Annotated in this window: 17 protein-coding genes and 1 pseudogene; 12 read left to right on the top strand and 6 right to left on the bottom strand. The window is 60.9% G+C overall.

The window, feature by feature from the left end; translation table 11 throughout:
• Positions 1-8 precede the first annotated feature (8 nt).
• A pseudogene (gene hemN / locus OHD62_RS07220) lies at positions 9-1,359 on the bottom strand (oxygen-independent coproporphyrinogen III oxidase).
• Between the two features lie 153 nt (positions 1,360-1,512).
• Between hemN and OHD62_RS07215 the strand changes: the two are divergent.
• Complete coding sequence (locus tag OHD62_RS07215; protein ID WP_263781777.1) at positions 1,513-2,244, top strand: Crp/Fnr family transcriptional regulator; 732 nt, start codon at positions 1,513-1,515, stop codon at positions 2,242-2,244.
• 100 nt (positions 2,245-2,344) lie between these two features.
• On the opposite strand, the gene OHD62_RS07210 is transcribed toward OHD62_RS07215, so the two are convergent.
• Complete coding sequence (locus tag OHD62_RS07210; protein WP_263782317.1) at positions 2,345-2,761, bottom strand: hemerythrin domain-containing protein; 417 nt, start codon at positions 2,759-2,761, stop codon at positions 2,345-2,347.
• A 275-nt stretch (positions 2,762-3,036) separates the two neighbouring features.
• Here OHD62_RS07210 and ccoN point away from each other — a divergent pair, with 275 nt between their 5' ends.
• From ccoN to OHD62_RS07165, 9 genes are all read left to right on the top strand, one after another.
• Entirely contained in the window at positions 3,037-4,647 is a 1,611-nt protein-coding gene (gene ccoN, locus OHD62_RS07205) for a cytochrome-c oxidase, cbb3-type subunit I (protein ID WP_263781776.1), read from the top strand.
• An 11-nt stretch (positions 4,648-4,658) separates the two neighbouring features.
• Positions 4,659-5,390, top strand: a complete 732-nt coding sequence (gene ccoO / locus OHD62_RS07200; RefSeq protein ID WP_263781774.1) for a cytochrome-c oxidase, cbb3-type subunit II — start codon at positions 4,659-4,661, stop codon at positions 5,388-5,390.
• 11 nt (positions 5,391-5,401) lie between these two features.
• Positions 5,402-5,551, top strand: coding sequence for a cbb3-type cytochrome c oxidase subunit 3 (locus OHD62_RS07195; RefSeq protein WP_263781773.1), 150 nt, complete (start codon positions 5,402-5,404; stop codon positions 5,549-5,551).
• Between the two features lies 1 nt (position 5,552).
• Positions 5,553-6,416: a cytochrome-c oxidase, cbb3-type subunit III gene (ccoP, locus tag OHD62_RS07190; protein WP_263781772.1), complete on the top strand. Its 864-nt coding sequence runs from the start codon at positions 5,553-5,555 to the stop codon at positions 6,414-6,416.
• A gap of 176 nt (positions 6,417-6,592) precedes the next feature.
• Positions 6,593-8,152: a cytochrome c oxidase accessory protein CcoG gene (gene ccoG, locus OHD62_RS07185; RefSeq protein ID WP_263781771.1), complete on the top strand. Its 1,560-nt coding sequence runs from the start codon at positions 6,593-6,595 to the stop codon at positions 8,150-8,152.
• On the top strand, positions 8,149-8,646 hold the full coding sequence (locus tag OHD62_RS07180; protein WP_263781769.1) for a FixH family protein: 498 nt from the start codon (positions 8,149-8,151) through the stop codon (positions 8,644-8,646). Before ccoG ends, OHD62_RS07180 begins: the two co-directional genes overlap by 4 nt.
• Positions 8,643-10,934 carry a cation-translocating P-type ATPase gene (locus tag OHD62_RS07175; protein WP_263781768.1) on the top strand — a complete coding sequence of 764 codons (2,292 nt, stop codon included), beginning with the start codon at positions 8,643-8,645 and terminating at the stop codon, positions 10,932-10,934. Before OHD62_RS07180 ends, OHD62_RS07175 begins: the two co-directional genes overlap by 4 nt.
• The gene (gene ccoS / locus OHD62_RS07170) at positions 10,931-11,083 is read left to right on the top strand and encodes a cbb3-type cytochrome oxidase assembly protein CcoS (RefSeq protein ID WP_202294696.1); all 153 of its coding nucleotides are present in this window, start codon (positions 10,931-10,933) and stop codon (positions 11,081-11,083) included. Before OHD62_RS07175 ends, ccoS begins: the two co-directional genes overlap by 4 nt.
• Positions 11,080-11,886, top strand: a complete 807-nt coding sequence (locus OHD62_RS07165) for a CBS domain-containing protein (protein ID WP_318528574.1) — start codon at positions 11,080-11,082, stop codon at positions 11,884-11,886. Before ccoS ends, OHD62_RS07165 begins: the two co-directional genes overlap by 4 nt.
• Positions 11,887-11,972: 86 nt before the next feature.
• On the opposite strand, the gene OHD62_RS07160 is transcribed toward OHD62_RS07165, so the two are convergent.
• From OHD62_RS07160 to OHD62_RS07150, 3 genes are all read right to left on the bottom strand, one after another.
• On the bottom strand, positions 11,973-12,521 hold the full coding sequence (locus tag OHD62_RS07160; protein ID WP_263781767.1) for a hypothetical protein: 549 nt from the start codon (positions 12,519-12,521) through the stop codon (positions 11,973-11,975).
• 129 nt (positions 12,522-12,650) lie between these two features.
• A complete protein-coding gene (locus tag OHD62_RS07155) occupies positions 12,651-12,860 on the bottom strand; it encodes a DUF6455 family protein (RefSeq protein WP_263782315.1) in 210 nt (69 codons plus the stop codon).
• A gap of 199 nt (positions 12,861-13,059) precedes the next feature.
• Entirely contained in the window at positions 13,060-13,872 is an 813-nt protein-coding gene (locus OHD62_RS07150; protein ID WP_263781766.1) for a universal stress protein, read from the bottom strand.
• A gap of 228 nt (positions 13,873-14,100) precedes the next feature.
• On the opposite strand from OHD62_RS07150, the gene OHD62_RS07145 reads away from it, so the two are divergent.
• Both OHD62_RS07145 and fixJ read left to right on the top strand, forming a co-directional pair.
• Positions 14,101-15,612, top strand: coding sequence for a PAS domain S-box protein (locus OHD62_RS07145; RefSeq protein WP_412177358.1), 1,512 nt, complete (start codon positions 14,101-14,103; stop codon positions 15,610-15,612).
• Positions 15,602-16,216, top strand: coding sequence for a response regulator FixJ (gene fixJ, locus OHD62_RS07140; RefSeq protein ID WP_263781764.1), 615 nt, complete (start codon positions 15,602-15,604; stop codon positions 16,214-16,216). The genes OHD62_RS07145 and fixJ overlap by 11 nt, the downstream gene beginning before the upstream one ends.
• Here the strand turns inward: fixJ and OHD62_RS07135 are convergent.
• Positions 16,213-16,521, bottom strand: a complete 309-nt coding sequence (locus OHD62_RS07135) for a hypothetical protein (protein WP_318528576.1) — start codon at positions 16,519-16,521, stop codon at positions 16,213-16,215. The two genes, fixJ and OHD62_RS07135, sit on opposite strands and share 4 nt — an antisense overlap.
• Positions 16,522-16,535: the final 14 nt, after the last annotated feature.

Raw genomic sequence — 16,535 nt, 5'->3', positions numbered from 1 at the left:
CCAGGCCTTCAAACAGCCACCGAATGCTTGGCTTTGGCGGTTTCGAAATATTTGTCGAACCTGGCCGCTATGCCGCGAACAAAAGGCCGATTTTCCACCGGCACCACGAAACAGTCGCCATTGAGCTCCAGCAATCGAGCAGGATCCCGCAGAGCGATGGAACTCGCCTGGAGCAGAAGCTTCTGGCCGATTTCACCGAAGCGTTCGACCAGATCGACGGCCGAGAAGGCGAAATCGCACATCAACCCGCTCGATAATCCAGCCACGCACGCGGTCATCATCAGACAACGCGATGCCGCGCACGGCAGCCAGCCCTCCATCTTCGACCATGCGTCCGTATTCGGCGGTCGCCGGCATGTTTTGCGCATAGCCCTGGCGGAACTGGCTGATGGACGACGGGCCGAGACCGATCAGCGTCTGGCAGCGATCCTCCGTGTAGCCTTGGAAATTGCGATGCAAAGTCCCTGTACGGGCTGCTACCGCCAGCGCATCACTGGGTCTGGCGAAATGGTCGAAGCCCACGGCTTGATACCCTGCCTTCAGCATAAGGTCGGCGGCAATTTGCGATTGAGCAAAGCGTTCGGCCGAATTCGGCAGCCACGCTTCGTCGATCATCGTTTGATGTTTCTTGAACCACGGCACATGCGCGTAGCCGAAAAGCGCCATCCTGTCCGGCTCCAGGATCAGCGCCTGCGCCACCGTCGAACAGACGCTCTCCCGGGTCTGATGCGGTAGGCCGTAAAGCAGGTCAAGGTTCACGGACTCTACGCCGCGCGAACGAACACCGTCCACAACGGCCTTGGTCTGCAAAAAGCTTTGCTCCCGGTTGATCGCCTTCTGCACTTTCGGATCGAAATCCTGCACGCCGAGGCTCGCCCGGGTCATGCCAATTTCGGCGAGTGCGTCGAGGCGCGCCTCGTCCATGTCATTGGGCTCGATTTCGACGCTGATCTTCGCGTCCGGCAAAAAATCGAAACTGTCCCGCAGCGCCGTTCCCAGCGCCACCATATCCTCCGGCCTCAGCATGGTCGGCGAACCACCGCCGAAATGGACGGCACGCACACGGCCCTTGCCTCCGACCAGACTGGCGACGGTAGCGATCTCAGCATGCAGTGAGCGGAGATAGGTCGTCACCGGTTCATAGTGTCGTGTCTGCTTGGTATGGCATGCACAGAACCAGCAAAGCTTGTCGCAGTAGGGGATGTGCAGATAGAGCGAGATCTCGTCTCCGCCCTCAAGTGCCTGCAGCCACTCACGACAGACTGCCGCATCGATCGCCGGGTGGAAATGCGGCGCCGTTGGGTAGCTCGTATAGCGAGGTACATTTTCGCCAAGCCTGGCAGCCAATTCTGGTCGCATGTCGCTTTCCATCGTCTTCGCTAGACCGGAATTCTGGCCGCAGCGGCGCGCCGATGCCTTGATTTCGGTCAAAGCCCTCAAAGGACAAACTGCCGCAAGGATTTCTCTGCCGACGATGCTACCTTGTCCGCACTTGGGATCCCTTGGACGATCATGAAGACAGCGCGCCAGGACATTCACAGTTCCGGCATTCCCGTACTCTGCCAATCCTGCGAGGCACGACATCGCGGCGTATGCGGTGCGCTCAATCCCGATCAGCTGGTCGGGCTGGCCAAGACCTCGTCAAAGCACAAGGTTGAGCCGGGAATGGAGCTGATTGGCGACGCCGAGACCGTCGAGAGCTATTCGAACGTGCTTTCCGGTGTGGTGAAGCTGACGAAGAGCCTTTCGGACGGACGCCAGCAGATCGTCGGCTTGCAGTTCGCGCCGGATTTTCTGGGGCGGCCGTTCAGGGCGGAAAGCACGATCAATGCGGAAGCGGCAACAGCCGTCTCCCTATGTTCGTTTCCAAAGGCGACCCTCGAACGGATGATAAAGGAATCGCCCGAGCTCGAGCATCGCCTGCTCAAGCAGACGCTGAACGAACTCGACGAGGCGCGCGACTGGATGGTGACGCTGGGCCGCAAGACGGCGTCCGAGAAAATGGCGAGCTTCCTGCTGATGATTGCCAGGAACATCGACCCCACGATCGACCCGACGGCCAAGTCAGCGGCTTTCGAGCTGCCGCTGACACGCTCGGATATCGCGGATTTCCTCGGCCTGACGATCGAGACGGTAAGCCGCCAGTTGACCAGATTGCGAACCGACGGTCTGATCCGGATCGAGAACAACCGGCATGTGACGGTGAACAGCCTTGCTCGGTTGGAGCAACGCTCTGGCGCCTAATGCATGTCGCACAAAAGTGCGCAGCGGTTTTGTGATAACGACATGCATGAAAACAAGAACTTAAAGCGCGTCGCATGAATCCGTTCAAACGCGACGCGCTTCAGGCTGTGTCAACGATCCCGATCATCGGCAAGACATGCTCGCGTTCGAATGCGATGTGCCGGCGCAAGTTCTCGAACAGGCCGCGCAGCATGAAACCGATGGCTTCGGGATTCTCGACAGTCTTGCCATGACCGATGGCCAGCAGAATTTCGGTCACCTCGCCGGCAAAGCATTCGTCTTCCACATGCTCGGCGCGCAATCGGCGGGTTGAGGCGAGGTTCGCGTTGCTGCCGGCCACGGCCTCCTCGTAAGCAGGGAAAATGATCGTCTCTTCATACTGATGAATGCTGCGCAAAAGCGGCACGATCGCGTTCGCGGTGCTGAGGCACGTCATACGGTCGACGCCCGGCAACGCGTCGGCGATTCTCTCCAGGGCGTCGCAAAGCCGCAGTTTCTCGTCATGCGCGCGCCTCATCACAGCGGCCGGGACTGCCTCTCTGGCGGATCGGTCAGCCAGTACCGAATTCTCACGGCGCGTTTCGAACCGCGACGATCCCCGCCCTTTCTCTACGTTCAACTGGTCCCTCCGTTCAACCAACAGGCAACCTCCTGACTGTTTGCAAGACCAACGCTGCCCAATCCGAAAGTAGTGAGCTTTGACCTGGATCAAGGCGACACCGAAGCAACTGCGAAATTGGTGTCGCTGCGGATTGGTATTCGCAGATCGGAATTCAAAGCCGGGGACATGCCATGAGATTTGGCACGGAAATCGTCTTAATGGGCTTCTTCACCTTCCTGGCGCTGGTAGCGGCAGGCTTTGGTGTCGACGAGCCGTTTCGGCAGCACATGTGGGTGCTGTTCTTTGTGCTGCTCGGTTTTGTCGTTGTCCTCCTGCGCAATACCAGCTTTGCGGCATCAGCCCCGATAGATCCCTCGGCCTATATGGACGGGCCGATCCGCTACGGCGCCATCGCCACCATGTTCTGGGGCGTGGTCGGCATGCTTGTCGGGGTGCTCATCGCGCTGCAGCTTGCCTACCCGGATCTCAATATCGAACCCTGGTTCAATTTCGGCCGCCTGCGGCCGTTGCACACATCCGGTGTTGTCTTTGCGTTCGGCGGCAATGCGCTCATCTGCACGTCGATGTACGTCGTGCAGCGCACCAGCCGCGCCCGGCTGTTCGGCGGCGATCTCGCCTGGTTCGTGTTCTGGGGCTACCAGCTCTTCATCGTCATGGCTGCGACCGGCTACCTGCTCGGCATCACCGAGAGCCGCGAATATGCCGAGCCCGAATGGTATGTCGACCTTTGGCTGACCATCGTCTGGGTCGCTTACCTCATCCTGTTCCTCGGCACCATCCTGAAGCGCAAGGAACCGCATATCTACGTCGCCAACTGGTTCTATCTATCCTTCATCGTGACCATCGCGATGCTGCATGTGGTGAACAACCTGTCGATGCCCGTTTCCTTGGTAGGCTCGAAGAGCTACTCCGCCTTCTCTGGCGTCCAGGACGCGCTGACGCAGTGGTGGTACGGCCACAACGCCGTCGGCTTCTTCCTGACCGCCGGCTTCCTCGGCATGATGTATTATTTCGTGCCCAAGCAGGCGAACCGGCCGGTCTATTCCTACCGGCTGTCGATTATCCACTTCTGGGCGATTATCTTTCTCTACATCTGGGCCGGGCCGCATCACCTGCACTACACCGCCCTGCCCGACTGGGCGCAGACGCTCGGCATGGTGTTTTCGATCATGCTGTGGATGCCTTCCTGGGGCGGCATGATCAACGGCCTGATGACGCTGTCCGGCGCCTGGGACAAGATCCGCACCGATCCGATCATCCGCATGATGGTGATGGCCATCGCCTTCTACGGCATGTCGACTTTCGAAGGTCCGATGATGTCGATCAAGGCGGTCAACTCGCTGTCGCACTATACCGACTGGACCATCGGACACGTGCACTCCGGTGCGCTCGGCTGGGTGGGCATGATCTCGTTCGGCGCGATCTACTACATGGTGCCGAAGCTCTGGAACCGTGATCGCCTCTATTCGCTGCGTCTCGTCACCTGGCACTTCTGGCTGGCGACGCTCGGTATCGTCGTCTACGCCGCCGTCATGTGGGTTTCCGGCGTCATGCAGGGCCTGATGTGGCGCGAATACGACGAGCAGGGTTTCCTGGTCTACTCCTTTGCCGAAACCGTTGCCGCCATGCATCCCTACTACGTCATGCGCGCCGCCGGCGGCGCCATGTACCTCGCCGGCGCGCTGATCATGGCATGGAACATCACCATGACCATCCTCGGCTACCAGCGTGAGGAGCAACTGATGCCAGGCTCCGTCCCCTCCCTCCAGCCTGCCGAATAAGGAGCCAGACAATGGGCTTGATGGACAGACACGCGATCATCGAGAAGAACGCCACACTTCTTCTTGTCGGCTCCCTTCTTGTGGTTACGGTCGGCGGCATCGTCGAGATCGCGCCGCTCTTTTATCTCGACAACACGATCGAGAAGGTCGAAGGCATGCGGCCCTATTCGCCGCTGGAGCTCGCCGGGCGCAACATCTATGTGCGCGAGGGCTGCTACCTCTGCCACAGCCAGATGATCAGGCCGTTCCGCGACGAGGTCGAGCGCTACGGACATTACAGCCTGGCTGCCGAGTCCATGTATGACCATCCGTTCCAGTGGGGGTCGAAACGTACCGGCCCTGACCTTGCCCGGGTCGGCGACCGCTACTCGAACGATTGGCACGTCCAGCATCTTGCCGACCCGCGCTCGGTGGTGCCGGAATCGATCATGCCGAGCTATGCCTTCCTGAAGGACATGCCGATCGAGGTGAAGGACTTCTCGACGCATCTGGTCGCGAACGCGCGCGTTGGTGTCCCTTATTCCCAAGACATGATCGCCAACGCCAACGCCGATCTGGTGGTGCAGGCGGATCCCAACGCCGACACGTCCGGTCTGGAAGCCCGGTACCCGAAGGCCAAGATCGGTGACTTCGATGGCAACCCGCAGCAAGTCACCGAGATGGATGCCCTCGTCGCCTATCTCCAGATGCTCGGCACGCTGGTCGATTTCAAGACCTATGACGAAGCCGCCGGCTACCGCTGAGGAGAGCAACTATGGATTACAATTTGATGCGGGAATTCGCCGATAGCTGGGGCCTGCTCGCCATGGCGTTGTTTTTTGTTGGGTGCGTTGCCTTCGCACTGCGACCGGGCGGTCGCAGCCAGGCTGATGAAGCCGCCCGCATTCCCCTCAAGGACGACTGACATGAGCACAGAGCATATCGACGACGTGTCGGGCATCTCGACGACCGGCCATGAGTGGGATGGCATCAAGGAACTCAACAATCCCCTTCCCCGCTGGTGGGTGATAACCTTCTACATCACCATCGCCTGGGCGATCGGCTACACCATCGCCTATCCGGCATGGCCGTTACTGACCTCCGCGACGAGGGGCGTGCTCGGTTATTCCAGCCGCAACGATGTCAAGAACGAGTTGGCCGCCGCAGAAGCGGCCAAAGGCAAATATGTCGCGGCCATCCAGGCGAAGACCGTCTCCGAGATTGCTGCCGACGATGCGCTGCGCGAATTCGCGGTCGCGGCCGGTGGCGCGGCGTTCAAAGTCAATTGCGTGCAGTGCCACGGCTCGGGCGCCCAAGGTTCGGCCGGCTTTCCCAACCTTAATGACGACGGGTGGCTGTGGGGTGGCAGCGCAGACCAGATCCAGCAGACGATCATGCACGGCATTCGCTTTGCCTCGGATGCCGATACGCGCCAGTCTGAGATGCCCGCCTTTGGCGACATCATCACGGCCGAGCAGATCAACCAGGTTAGCGCCTATGTCGCCAGCCTTTCCGGCCCAGTCCAGGACGCAAGCCTGATCGAGCCCGGCGCCAAGGTCTTCGCGGAAAACTGCGTCGCCTGTCACGGCGACAAGGCCAAAGGCAACAGAGAGTTCGGCGCGCCCGACCTGACCGATGCGATCTGGCTCTACGGATCCGGCGAGACTGCCATCGCCGCTCAGGTCCGCGCGCCGAAGCACGGCGTCATGCCGGCCTGGATCGGGCGCCTGGGCGAGACCAAGGTCAAGGAGCTCGCGGTTTACGTCCATTCGCTTGGCGGCGGAGAATAGGAAGCGGGGCCCTATTCTCGGCCCTCGGCCGCCCAAGCGACGAGGCCCGGCCAACGCCGGGCCTCGACCTCCTCCGGCACCCGAAGATTGACCTGCATCAACGCGGCATGGCCCGTCCTGCGGCAAGAATTCCTGCAGCGGGCTAGATCGTCGGCTACGCGCGAGTGGAGATAACCGTGCTGGATCAAACGCAGGTAGAGCGGCTGAACGCGGAGGCGGTCAACTCCGCCAAGATCCGACAGCCGCTTTACGCCCCGCGCAGGAAGATCTTCCCGAAGCGGGCCTCCGGCCGCTTTCGCCAGTTCAAATGGCTGGTGATGGCGATCACCTTGGGCATCTATTACCTGACGCCTTGGTTGCGCTGGGATCGCGGGCCGTTCGCCCCGGACCAGGCTGTACTGCTTGACCTCGCCAACCGCCGTTTCTACTTCTTCTTCATCGAGGTCTGGCCGCAGGAATTCTATTATGTCGCCGGCCTTCTGATGATGGCCGGCATCGGCCTTTTCCTGGTCACATCCACCGTCGGCCGGGCCTGGTGCGGCTATACCTGCCCGCAGACCGTCTGGGTCGATTTGTTCCTCGTCGTCGAACGGGCAATCGAAGGCGATCGCAACGCCCGCATGAAGCTCGACGCCGGCCCATGGACGGCACGCAAACTGGTGCTGCGTGTATCAAAACACGCCATATGGCTGGTCATTGCGGTAGCCACCGGCGGCGCCTGGATCTTCTATTTCGCCGATGCGCCGACGCTGATCGGCGAAGTCTTCCGCGGCACGGCCGCGCCGGTCGCTTTTGCGACCATCGCCGTGCTGACGGCGACCACCTACACGTTCGGCGGGCTGATGCGCGAGCAGGTCTGCACCTATATGTGCCCGTGGCCGCGCATTCAGGCGGCCATGCTGGACGAGAATTCGCTCACCGTGACCTACAATGATTGGCGCGGCGAACCTCGTTCGCGTCATGCCAAGAAAGTCCAGGCGGCTGGTCAGCCGGTCGGCGACTGCGTCGACTGCAATGCCTGTGTCGCGGTCTGTCCGATGGGAATCGACATCCGCGACGGCCAGCAGCTCGAGTGCATCACTTGCGCGCTGTGCATCGATGCCTGCGACGGCGTCATGGACAAGCTTGGCAGGGAACGCGGGCTGATCTCCTATGCGACATTGTCGGACTACAACGCCAACATGGCGGTGGCAACCGCAGGCGGTTCCTCCCCGGTGAACCCCTCCCTTGTAAGGACGGACGAGGGCAAGTTTTCCGACAAGTTGGCGCATTTCCATATTCGCAAGATCTTTCGGCTGCGCACCTTCGTCTACCTGGGCGCATGGTCGGCGGTCGGCCTTGCGCTGCTCTATTCGCTGCTGACGCGCGACCGGCTCGAGGTCAACGTTCTGCATGACCGCAACCCGCAATTCGTAACGCTGTCCGACGGTTCGATCCGCAACGGCTACACCGTCAAGCTGCTCAACATGATCCCCGAACCAAGGACGATCGTCGTCACGATGCAAGGCCTGCATGGAGCCGAAATGAGCGTCGTTGGCATCGACCTTCCGGCGGACCGGTCTTTCGCCGTTCCGGTCGAACCCGATCGGCTGAAGACGCTGAAGGTTTTCGTGCGTCAGCCGGCAAATCAGGTCGAAAGCGCTGCACAAACGTTCAAATTCCGCGTCGAGGACAAGGCGAGTTTCGAAACGGACGAATACACGGCCACCTTCAACGCCCCGGAGATCGCCAGATGAGCGCCCCTTCGCAGAAATCCCGCGAATTCACCGGGAGGCACATGCTGTTCATCATTCTCGGCTTCTTCGGCGTGGTTATTGGCGTCAACATGACCATGGCGACCCTCGCCAGCAGGAGCTGGACTGGCCTCGTTGTCGAAAACACCTATGTGGCGAGCCAGCAGTTCAACCGAAAGGCGGAGGAAGGGCGTGCGCAGGCGGCGCTCGGCTGGACCGGCAAACTGGCGATCGCATCAGGCAATGTGCGCTACAGTTTGACCGACGCCGCCGGCGATCCTGTTGCCCTGCATGGCGTGAAGGCCCTGTTCCGTCATCCCGCCTATGAAGCCGAGGACGAAGCTGTCGTTCTGGCCCCTGGCTCGGGTCAGGAATTCAGCGCGCGGCATACACCCAAGGACGGCGTTTGGATCGTTGAAATCGATGCCGATGCCGGCCTCGCCGAACCCTATCGCGACGTTCGCCGGATCATGATCTCCAAGGGGCTACTACAATGAGCTGCTGTGCGCCGGGCGCCGAAATGGCCCTGGATATTTCCAACGCCGCTTCCGTCCTGCCATCGGCCGCTGAGATCAAACTGGCGAGCCGCTCGCTGGGGGGAGGCCTTCACCAGACCGACCTGTCGGTCCCGTCTGTCCACTGCGCGGCCTGCATCCAGACAATCGAGGCAGCGCTTGCGAAACTGGAGCGTGTCGACGGCGCTCGCGTCAACCTGTCTACCAAACGCGTGTCGGTGCGCTGGCATGGCGACCAGGTTCCGCCATTTTTCGCAACGCTCGGGCGGCTGGGCTACCAGGCACATCTGTTCGACCCCGACATTGGCGAGAAGGACAAGACACTTTCGGAACTGATCCGTGCCGTCGCGGTCGCCGGTTTTGCGGCCGGCAACATCATGCTGCTGTCAGTCTCGGTCTGGTCGGGTGCCGAAGGCGCCACCCGCGATCTCTTTCACTGGGTCTCGGCGCTGATTGCCATTCCGGCCCTGGCCTTCGCCGGCGGCATCTATTTCCGCTCCGCCTGGAATGCGCTGAGGCACGGGCGAATGAACATGGACGTGCCGATAGCGGTTGGTGTCTCGCTCGCCTACGCAATGAGCCTCTACGAAACCATAAACCACGGCGACCACGCCTATTTCGATGCGTCCGTGTCGCTCCTGTTCTTCCTTCTGATCGGCCGCACGCTGGACCACGTCATGCGCGAACGTGCGCGCACCGCCGTGAATGGCCTCTCGCGGCTGGCAGCGCGCGGCGCCGTCGTGCTGCGTGGCGATGGCATTCGCGACTACCTGCCGGTCGGCGAGATCGAACCGGGCATGCAGCTGCTCATCGCAGCCGGCGAGCGGATTCCGGTCGACGGCAATATCCTCAGCGGAACCTCGGATCTCGATTGCTCGCTGGTCTCCGGGGAAAGCACGCCCCGGACCGTGGGCTCGGGAGCGCAGGTTCAGGCCGGCACGCTCAATCTCACCGGTTCGCTGACCATCCAGGCGACCGCCGCGGCGAAGGATTCTTTCTTGGCGGAGATGATCCAGCTCATGGAGGCCGCCGAAGGTGGCCGATCGCAGTATCGCAGGATCGCCGACCGGGTCTCGGCGCTCTACGCACCTGTAGTCCATCTCACGGCCCTGTTGACGTTCCTGGGCTGGATGGTCGTGTCGGGCGACTGGCATCTGGCCATGACGATCGCAATTGCCGTTCTCATCATCACCTGCCCATGCGCGCTCGGCCTCGCCGTGCCGATCGTGCAGGTGGTCGCGGCGCGGCGCCTGTTCGAGGCCGGCGTCATGGTCAAGGACGGTTCGGCCATCGAACGGCTCGCGGCGATCGATACGGCGCTGTTCGACAAGACCGGGACGCTCACGCTCGGACAGCCAAGGCTGGTCAATGGGCCGTCCATCGACCCGACCATGCTGGCGATCGCGGCTGACATGGCCGCGCATTCCCGCCATCCATTCTCGAAGGCCATAGCCGGTTTCGCGAGTTCTTCCAGCCAAGCCATGCTCGAGTCGGTCAGTGAGCACCCGGGCTTCGGCATTGAGGCCACCACTCAGGGCAACACCTGGCGTCTCGGCCGGCGCGGATGGGCAGGATGGAAGGCGCGGACCGGAGGCGAAGGCAAATATGGCGGCTTTGGCGGGACGGTGCTTTCGAAGGACGGCATGATCGTCGCCTCCTTTGCCTTCGAAGACGCTGCGCGCGCCGATGCCAAGCTGGCAGTCGGGCAACTGCGGGACGCCGGCATCGGCGTCGAGATGTTGTCCGGCGACACCGCCAAGGCCTGCGGCGAAGTCGCCAAAACCTTGGAGATCGACGATTTCGTTCCTGCGCTGCTGCCCTCCGGCAAGGTTGAGCGGATTGAGGTGCTGTCGAGGCAGGGCCACAAGGTCCTGATGGTGGGCGATGGGTTGAACGACACGCCGGCGCTCGGCGCGGCACATGTCTCGATGGCCCCGGCCACCGCGGCCGATGTCGGTCGCAATGCCGCCGATTTCGTCTTCCTGCGCGAAAGCCTTCTGGCGGTACCTCTCGCGCTGGATATCTCACGAAAGGCAGGCCGGCTGATCCGCCAGAACATCGCCATTGCGATTGTCTACAACGCGTTTGCCGTGCCGATCGCCATATCGGGGCATGTGACCCCACTCATCGCGGCGATCGCGATGTCCGCCTCGTCGCTGCTCGTGATCGGAAACGCCATGCGGCTGCAAGGTTTCGCGAAAGGTCCATCGCCTGAAAACGCTTCGCGCGACCGGCGCGGACGCTCCGGCATGCTGGTTCAACCCTCATGACGACGCTCGTCTACCTCATCCCGGTAGCGCTGTTCCTCGGTGCGCTTGGACTGACCGGCTTCCTGTGGGCCCTGAGAAGCGGCCAGTATGAGGATCTTGATGGAGCAGCGGAGCGCATTCTCATCGACCGGGATGAGCCGCCGAAGTGACTGCGCTGCCCTTGGAAAGGACGCAGATCAATGGCCGGATCGCTCAATTATCCGACAAAGAGCTGGCGTTCAACAAAGGGCTGGATGGAAATCAGGAGGCAGGAATGCAGGCCAAAGCCATAATGAGTACGCCGGTCGTCACCGTACGCCCGGGCGCTTCGATCGCCGATGCGGCCGAACTCATGCTCGCCAGAAAGATCGGCTGCCTGCCGGTCGTCCGCGATGATGGAACTGTGGCAGGCATCATCAGCGAGGGCGACTTCCTGCGGCGTGTGGAGCTCGGCACCCAGCGCCTTCGCGCGCGCTGGCTGGAGTTCCTGGTCGGTCCCGGCAACATCGCTGACGAATATGTTCGCGCGAACGGGCGACGGGTCGATCAAGTGATGACCCCCGACGTCTTCTCGGCGGCTCCGAGCGCTTCGCTCGCTGAGATTGTCGGGTTGATGATCGAGAACAACATCAAGAATGTGCCTATCATCCAGGCTGGAAAGCTCGTCGGCATCGTCACGCGGACGGATCTGCTGCGCGCGCTGTTGCGCGTCCTGCCGAAATCGGGCGCGACGACAGCTGATGACGAGTCTATTCGGAAGAGCGTCCTGGCAGAGCTTCAAGGCCAAGCTTGGAGCGGCGGAGACTTGATCGGGGTAAGTGTTGACCGGGGAACTGTCGAGCTGAGTGGCGCAATCTTTGACGAGCGTCAGCGGAAGGCGGCCGTGGTTGCAGCGGAGAACGTTGCAGGCGTCAATTCGGTCAAGGACAGCCTCTTCTGTGTGGGGCCATTGTCGGTACTGCTCATCTCCTAATCGGTGCGACAGAGGCAGTACGCGACGCTACCGCTTCCCGGGCAAGGTTACGTTGTTGCCTTACCGAGCGCTTCAACCATCCATCCTCAGGTCGCGACCAGGGGTATCAATGGTCGAAGCAGCAACAGGGCGAATGCGATAAGCGCCGTGCCTGCGACTCGATCTGCCATCCTTTTGCCTCCACTTAGCCGCCCACCGAGCAAAAACCACATAGACCCGGTGACAGCTGTGGTCACCAGAAGCACGATCCAGAAGAAGCCCAGTTCGTACGACCTCGCGTCACTCGGCACAATTGCCAGACAATAGATAAAAGCTTTCGGATTGAGGGCAGTGGTTGCCAGAACAGAAAGGCTATCCTCACCTTCGGCTGCGTCGATCCGGTCGCTAACTATCAGACGCAGCCCAAGAATGACGAGCCATACAGCCGCGACCAGTTTGAGTACTTGGACGGCCCCGTCCGGCAGCCAGGGACGCAGCGAAAGCCACCAGGCGGCTGCGATCCCGTATCCGCATGCCTGGGCGATCAAAAGCGTGACCGCCTTCTCTCGCTTGACCGCCCCTGACATCAAAAGGGCGTTGGTTGGCCCTGGCGCGAGAAAGAGCAGAAATGCTTTCAGAAAAAATAGATTGTCCAAACTGTCTGGTCCCGTGGATGTAAACCCATCGACTGCAAACGCTCCGTTCGCGTTCACTCTCATCGAAACACGGACGTCAAATGTGTTGCTCAGGCCACGATATCGTCAAGGCTGAGCTGCTCGATGGAACTACCGTCGGCCGGCTGCATGCTGAAGCCGTGCGATCAAGTCTCGGTTGCGGCAGTAATCCGGCGGATCATCGGCTTGCTGATGTTCGTCAAGCCAGGTCGAGCATTCGTCCTGATGGCCGCAGGAGCGGCAGCGGTCCACCGCCCGATTGGTGACGGCCGCATGGTCCGCCACGACCTTCAATTGTCTGTCGACGCCGAGCCGCTGCATCATGCGACCTATCAAGGCGGTCCTGGCGTCAACCGAAATCAGGTAGTCGAGAAACGTCATGTGATTCACTCCTGCTTCTCAGCCATCATCGTCATGCTGGCGACCGCCGCATTGATCTCGGTCAACATGTGCCTCGCGGGCGATTATCCCAGCTTGTGAACGCAAGTGCGGAACTTGACGCTCCGTGTACAACCGGCGGTCAATACGACATGAAGCGATTGATGCCATTGTCTTCGATCAGCGTGCGGGTGACGCCACCGAAGGCCCATTCCCGCAGGCGGCTATGGCCGTATGCACCGGAGACGATCAGGTCCGCACGGATCGAGCGCGCAAACGCCAGCAGTCGGTCGCCATCCGCCTCGCCAGTCAGCAGTTCGGTTTGTGGCATGATGCCATGGTTTTCGAGATAGGCTGCGACATCGGCTAGACTGTATCGGGCGCTTTCGCTGCGGTCGGTATCGATGGTGGCGACGATGACCTCGTAGGCCCCAGCCAGAAAAGGCAATGCATCCGCTATTGCCCTTCGCGCCTCTCTTGTGTCCTTCCAGGCGACCAGCACGGTCTTTGCCATGACATGCTCGATATTGCTCGCAGCGACGAGGACTGGTCGGCCTGTACCGAGCGCGAGGCTCCCGACATCCACGGCACGGTAGACATTTTCTCCGTCCTCACCGCCAGTAACGATCAGGTCAGCCGCTCGGGCGGAGACGCTGAGGAAGCGGGTGGGACTGCTGACCGCCTGCCCCCATTCGCTGCTCACCGATGCCGGAACTAGTCGCTCGAATTCGGCCCGCAACTCGGCAAGCCGCTTTTCGACCTCAGTTCGCTGGATCTGCATGACCTCGCCTTCGTAGACCATGCCGTTGCCGGTGGCGACCAGCGGTGGAACGTCTGCTGCAGCCAGGCCGAAAAGGTGGGCACCGAAGCGCTCGGCCAATTCTACGCCCAACTTCACGATGGGCGCGGGAGGCGCATCGACGGCAAGGTTCACGATAATCGACTTGTAGGGCATTGCGCAGCCTTTGGTTGAAGCGACGGAATGCCCTATGAATTGCATTCACCGACGGCCAACGCCTTGATGCGCGTCAAAGAACCCGCCAATTGCATCCGAAAACCGTTGACCTCGATCTGTTTTGCTTGTGCCGCGAGGAGTGATAATTAGCCTTTGTTGCAGACGTCCGGACCCAAGGACCTTCAGGTGAGCCAAAACGAAGCGCCTATTTTGTCGGCCGGCGGGACGATGCTGAAGTCAGTCTTGTCACAAATGTTCGAGCAGGCTCCTGGCTTCATGGCTCTCATGCGTGAGCCGGATCATGTCTTCGAACTAACAAATGCCGCCTACCAACGACTGATCGGCCACAGGACGGTGATTGGAACGTCGGTGCGCGAGGCCCTTCCTGAGCTCGAAGGTCAAGGCTTCTTCGAACAGCTGGACGGTGTGTACAGGACCGGTGAGCCATACAGGGGTCAAGGCGTGAAGGTAGCGCTTCGTAACAGGGACGGCGAGCCGGCAGAAGAGCGTATCCTGGATTTCGTCTATCAGCCGATCAAGGCCGAGGACGGTCGGATTACTGCCATCTTCGTCGAAGGCACGGATGTCAGCGAGCTCTCCTTTGCGAATGCCGCGCTTCGGTTGCGTGAGGATCATTTGCGTTCGATTCTGGCGACAGTGCCCGACGCCATGGTTGTGATCGACGAACAGGGCCTGATCCAATCCTTCAGCACCGCTGCCGAAACCCTGTTTGGCTATCAGTCAGCCGAGGTCATTGGTCACAATGTCAACATGCTGATGCCGGCACCGTATCGTGGCGAGCATGATGCCTATCTGCTTCGCTATCTGACGACGGGAGAGCGGCGGATCATTGGACTGGGCCGGACGGTGACCGGCATGCGCAAGGATGGCTCCACTTTTCCGATGGAGCTTTCCGTAGGCGAAATGAATCCTGGAACGGGCCGCTTCTTTACCGGCTTTTGCCGCGACCTGACCGAGCGCCACCGAGCGGAAGCGAGAATACAAGAACAGCAGCAGGAACTCCTGCACATGGCGCGGTTCACCGCACTTGGCGAGATGGCATCGACATTGGCACATGAGATCAACCAGCCATTGACCGCCATTACGAACTACTTGAAAGGCAGCCGCCGACTTCTCGAGAAGAGCAACGAGGAGAATGCACCTATGCTGCGCGATGCCGTGGAAAAGGCCGCCGAGCAGGCCCTGCGGGCAGGCGACGTCATTCGTCATCTGAGGGATTTTGTTGCAAGGGGTGAAAGCGAGCGCCAGGTCGAACGACTGCCCGCGCTGATCGAGGAAGCCTCGTCGCTCGCCCTGGTCGGTGCAAGGGAGATGAATCTCCTCGTCAGCTACAAGCTTGACCCCGCCGCTGAACTCGTCTTAACCGACCGCATACAGATTCAGCAGGTTCTGCTCAACCTGATGCGCAACGCGGTGGAGGCCATGCAGGGCGCGCCACGCCGCGAATTGAAAGTCACAACCGTTGGCCGGGTCGATGGGATGGCCGAGGTAAGCGTGATCGATACCGGCCCAGGCCTCGCACCGGAGGTCTCGGCACAACTTTTCCAGCCATTTGTAACCACCAAAAAGCAGGGTATGGGTGTAGGCCTTTCCATTTGCCGCACCATCGTTGAATCGCACGGCGGCCACATATGGGCCGACGCAGTGCCGACTGGGGGGACCGCCTTTCGGTTCACCTTGCGCGTCGTGGGGAAAGAAGAGGTCTCTAATGGCCGATAGTGCTCTGGTGCACGTGGTCGACGACGACGTGGACGTTCGCAAGTCGCTGGGTTTTCTTCTGGCGACAGCGGACTTCGCTGTACGCTTGCACGAATCGGCCACAGCCTTTCTAGCAACGGCAACAGGCAATCTCGACGGCTGCATTGTCACCGACGTGCGTATGCCGGGCATAGACGGCATCGAGTTCCTGCGCCAGCTCAGAGCAGGCGGACATACGATTCCGGTTATTGTGATGACGGGCCATGCCGATGTGGCGCTCGCCGTTCAGGCAATGAAGGAAGGCGCTTCCGACTTCATCGAAAAGCCGTTCGACGACGAAATGCTAATCGAAGCGATCCGCTCGACGCTGGCCAACCGCAACCATGCGAATGCAGCGCATCCGCAGTCCGCGGAAATCCGCAGGCGTCTGTCGACCTTGTCAGAGCGCGAGCGGCAGGTGCTGGACGGGCTCGTGTCGGGTCTGCCGAACAAAACGATCGCCTATGATCTGGGCATCAGCCCGCGCACGGTCGAGATCCATCGCGCGAACGTCATGAGCAAGATGGCAGCAAGCAGCCTGTCACACCTCGTTCGCATGGCTCTAATCGTGGAGTCCAGATCCTAGAGGCTTTTCGGCGTGGACTGAATTCCACCTTCTTCCGTGAGTGTTTTATCCGGTGCCCAGTGGCGCCAGTGGGTCGGGCGGATGTCGACCCTCGCGCCGGTGATCATGTTCTTCCAGCCCTCTCGCATCCGTTGGCAGGGAAATACAAGCGCGTGCTCGCCGTCCTCATCAAAGACGGCGAGTTCGAGATCGCGACCAAACGGAGCGTTTTGGATTGGCTTCCACATCGCATCATGATCTTTGCAAACGCTGCGTTGCGCTTTGATCTGCATCATCTTCTGGAACCGCCGGATCGCCGTCGGCAAGCCGCCGCCTGGAC

Source organism: Mesorhizobium sp. YC-39, assembly GCF_025753795.1.
Lineage (GTDB): Bacteria > Pseudomonadota > Alphaproteobacteria > Rhizobiales > Rhizobiaceae > Mesorhizobium.
This window is presented reverse-complemented; position numbering and strand designations above follow the sequence as displayed.

Coding starts and splice junctions, on each gene's coding strand:
- OHD62_RS07215 (WP_263781777.1), top strand. CDS start 1,513: ATGAAGACAGCGCGCCAGGACATTCACAGTTCCGGCATTCCCGTACTC.
- OHD62_RS07210 (WP_263782317.1), bottom strand. CDS start 2,761: ATGAGGCGCGCGCATGACGAGAAACTGCGGCTTTGCGACGCCCTGGAG.
- ccoN (WP_263781776.1), top strand. CDS start 3,037: ATGAGATTTGGCACGGAAATCGTCTTAATGGGCTTCTTCACCTTCCTG.
- ccoO (WP_263781774.1), top strand. CDS start 4,659: ATGGGCTTGATGGACAGACACGCGATCATCGAGAAGAACGCCACACTT.
- OHD62_RS07195 (WP_263781773.1), top strand. CDS start 5,402: ATGGATTACAATTTGATGCGGGAATTCGCCGATAGCTGGGGCCTGCTC.
- ccoP (WP_263781772.1), top strand. CDS start 5,553: ATGAGCACAGAGCATATCGACGACGTGTCGGGCATCTCGACGACCGGC.
- OHD62_RS07180 (WP_263781769.1), top strand. CDS start 8,149: ATGAGCGCCCCTTCGCAGAAATCCCGCGAATTCACCGGGAGGCACATG.
- OHD62_RS07175 (WP_263781768.1), top strand. CDS start 8,643: ATGAGCTGCTGTGCGCCGGGCGCCGAAATGGCCCTGGATATTTCCAAC.
- ccoS (WP_202294696.1), top strand. CDS start 10,931: ATGACGACGCTCGTCTACCTCATCCCGGTAGCGCTGTTCCTCGGTGCG.
- OHD62_RS07155 (WP_263782315.1), bottom strand. CDS start 12,860: ATGCAGCGGCTCGGCGTCGACAGACAATTGAAGGTCGTGGCGGACCAT.
- OHD62_RS07150 (WP_263781766.1), bottom strand. CDS start 13,872: ATGCCCTACAAGTCGATTATCGTGAACCTTGCCGTCGATGCGCCTCCC.
- OHD62_RS07145 (WP_412177358.1), top strand. CDS start 14,101: ATGCTGAAGTCAGTCTTGTCACAAATGTTCGAGCAGGCTCCTGGCTTC.
- fixJ (WP_263781764.1), top strand. CDS start 15,602: ATGGCCGATAGTGCTCTGGTGCACGTGGTCGACGACGACGTGGACGTT.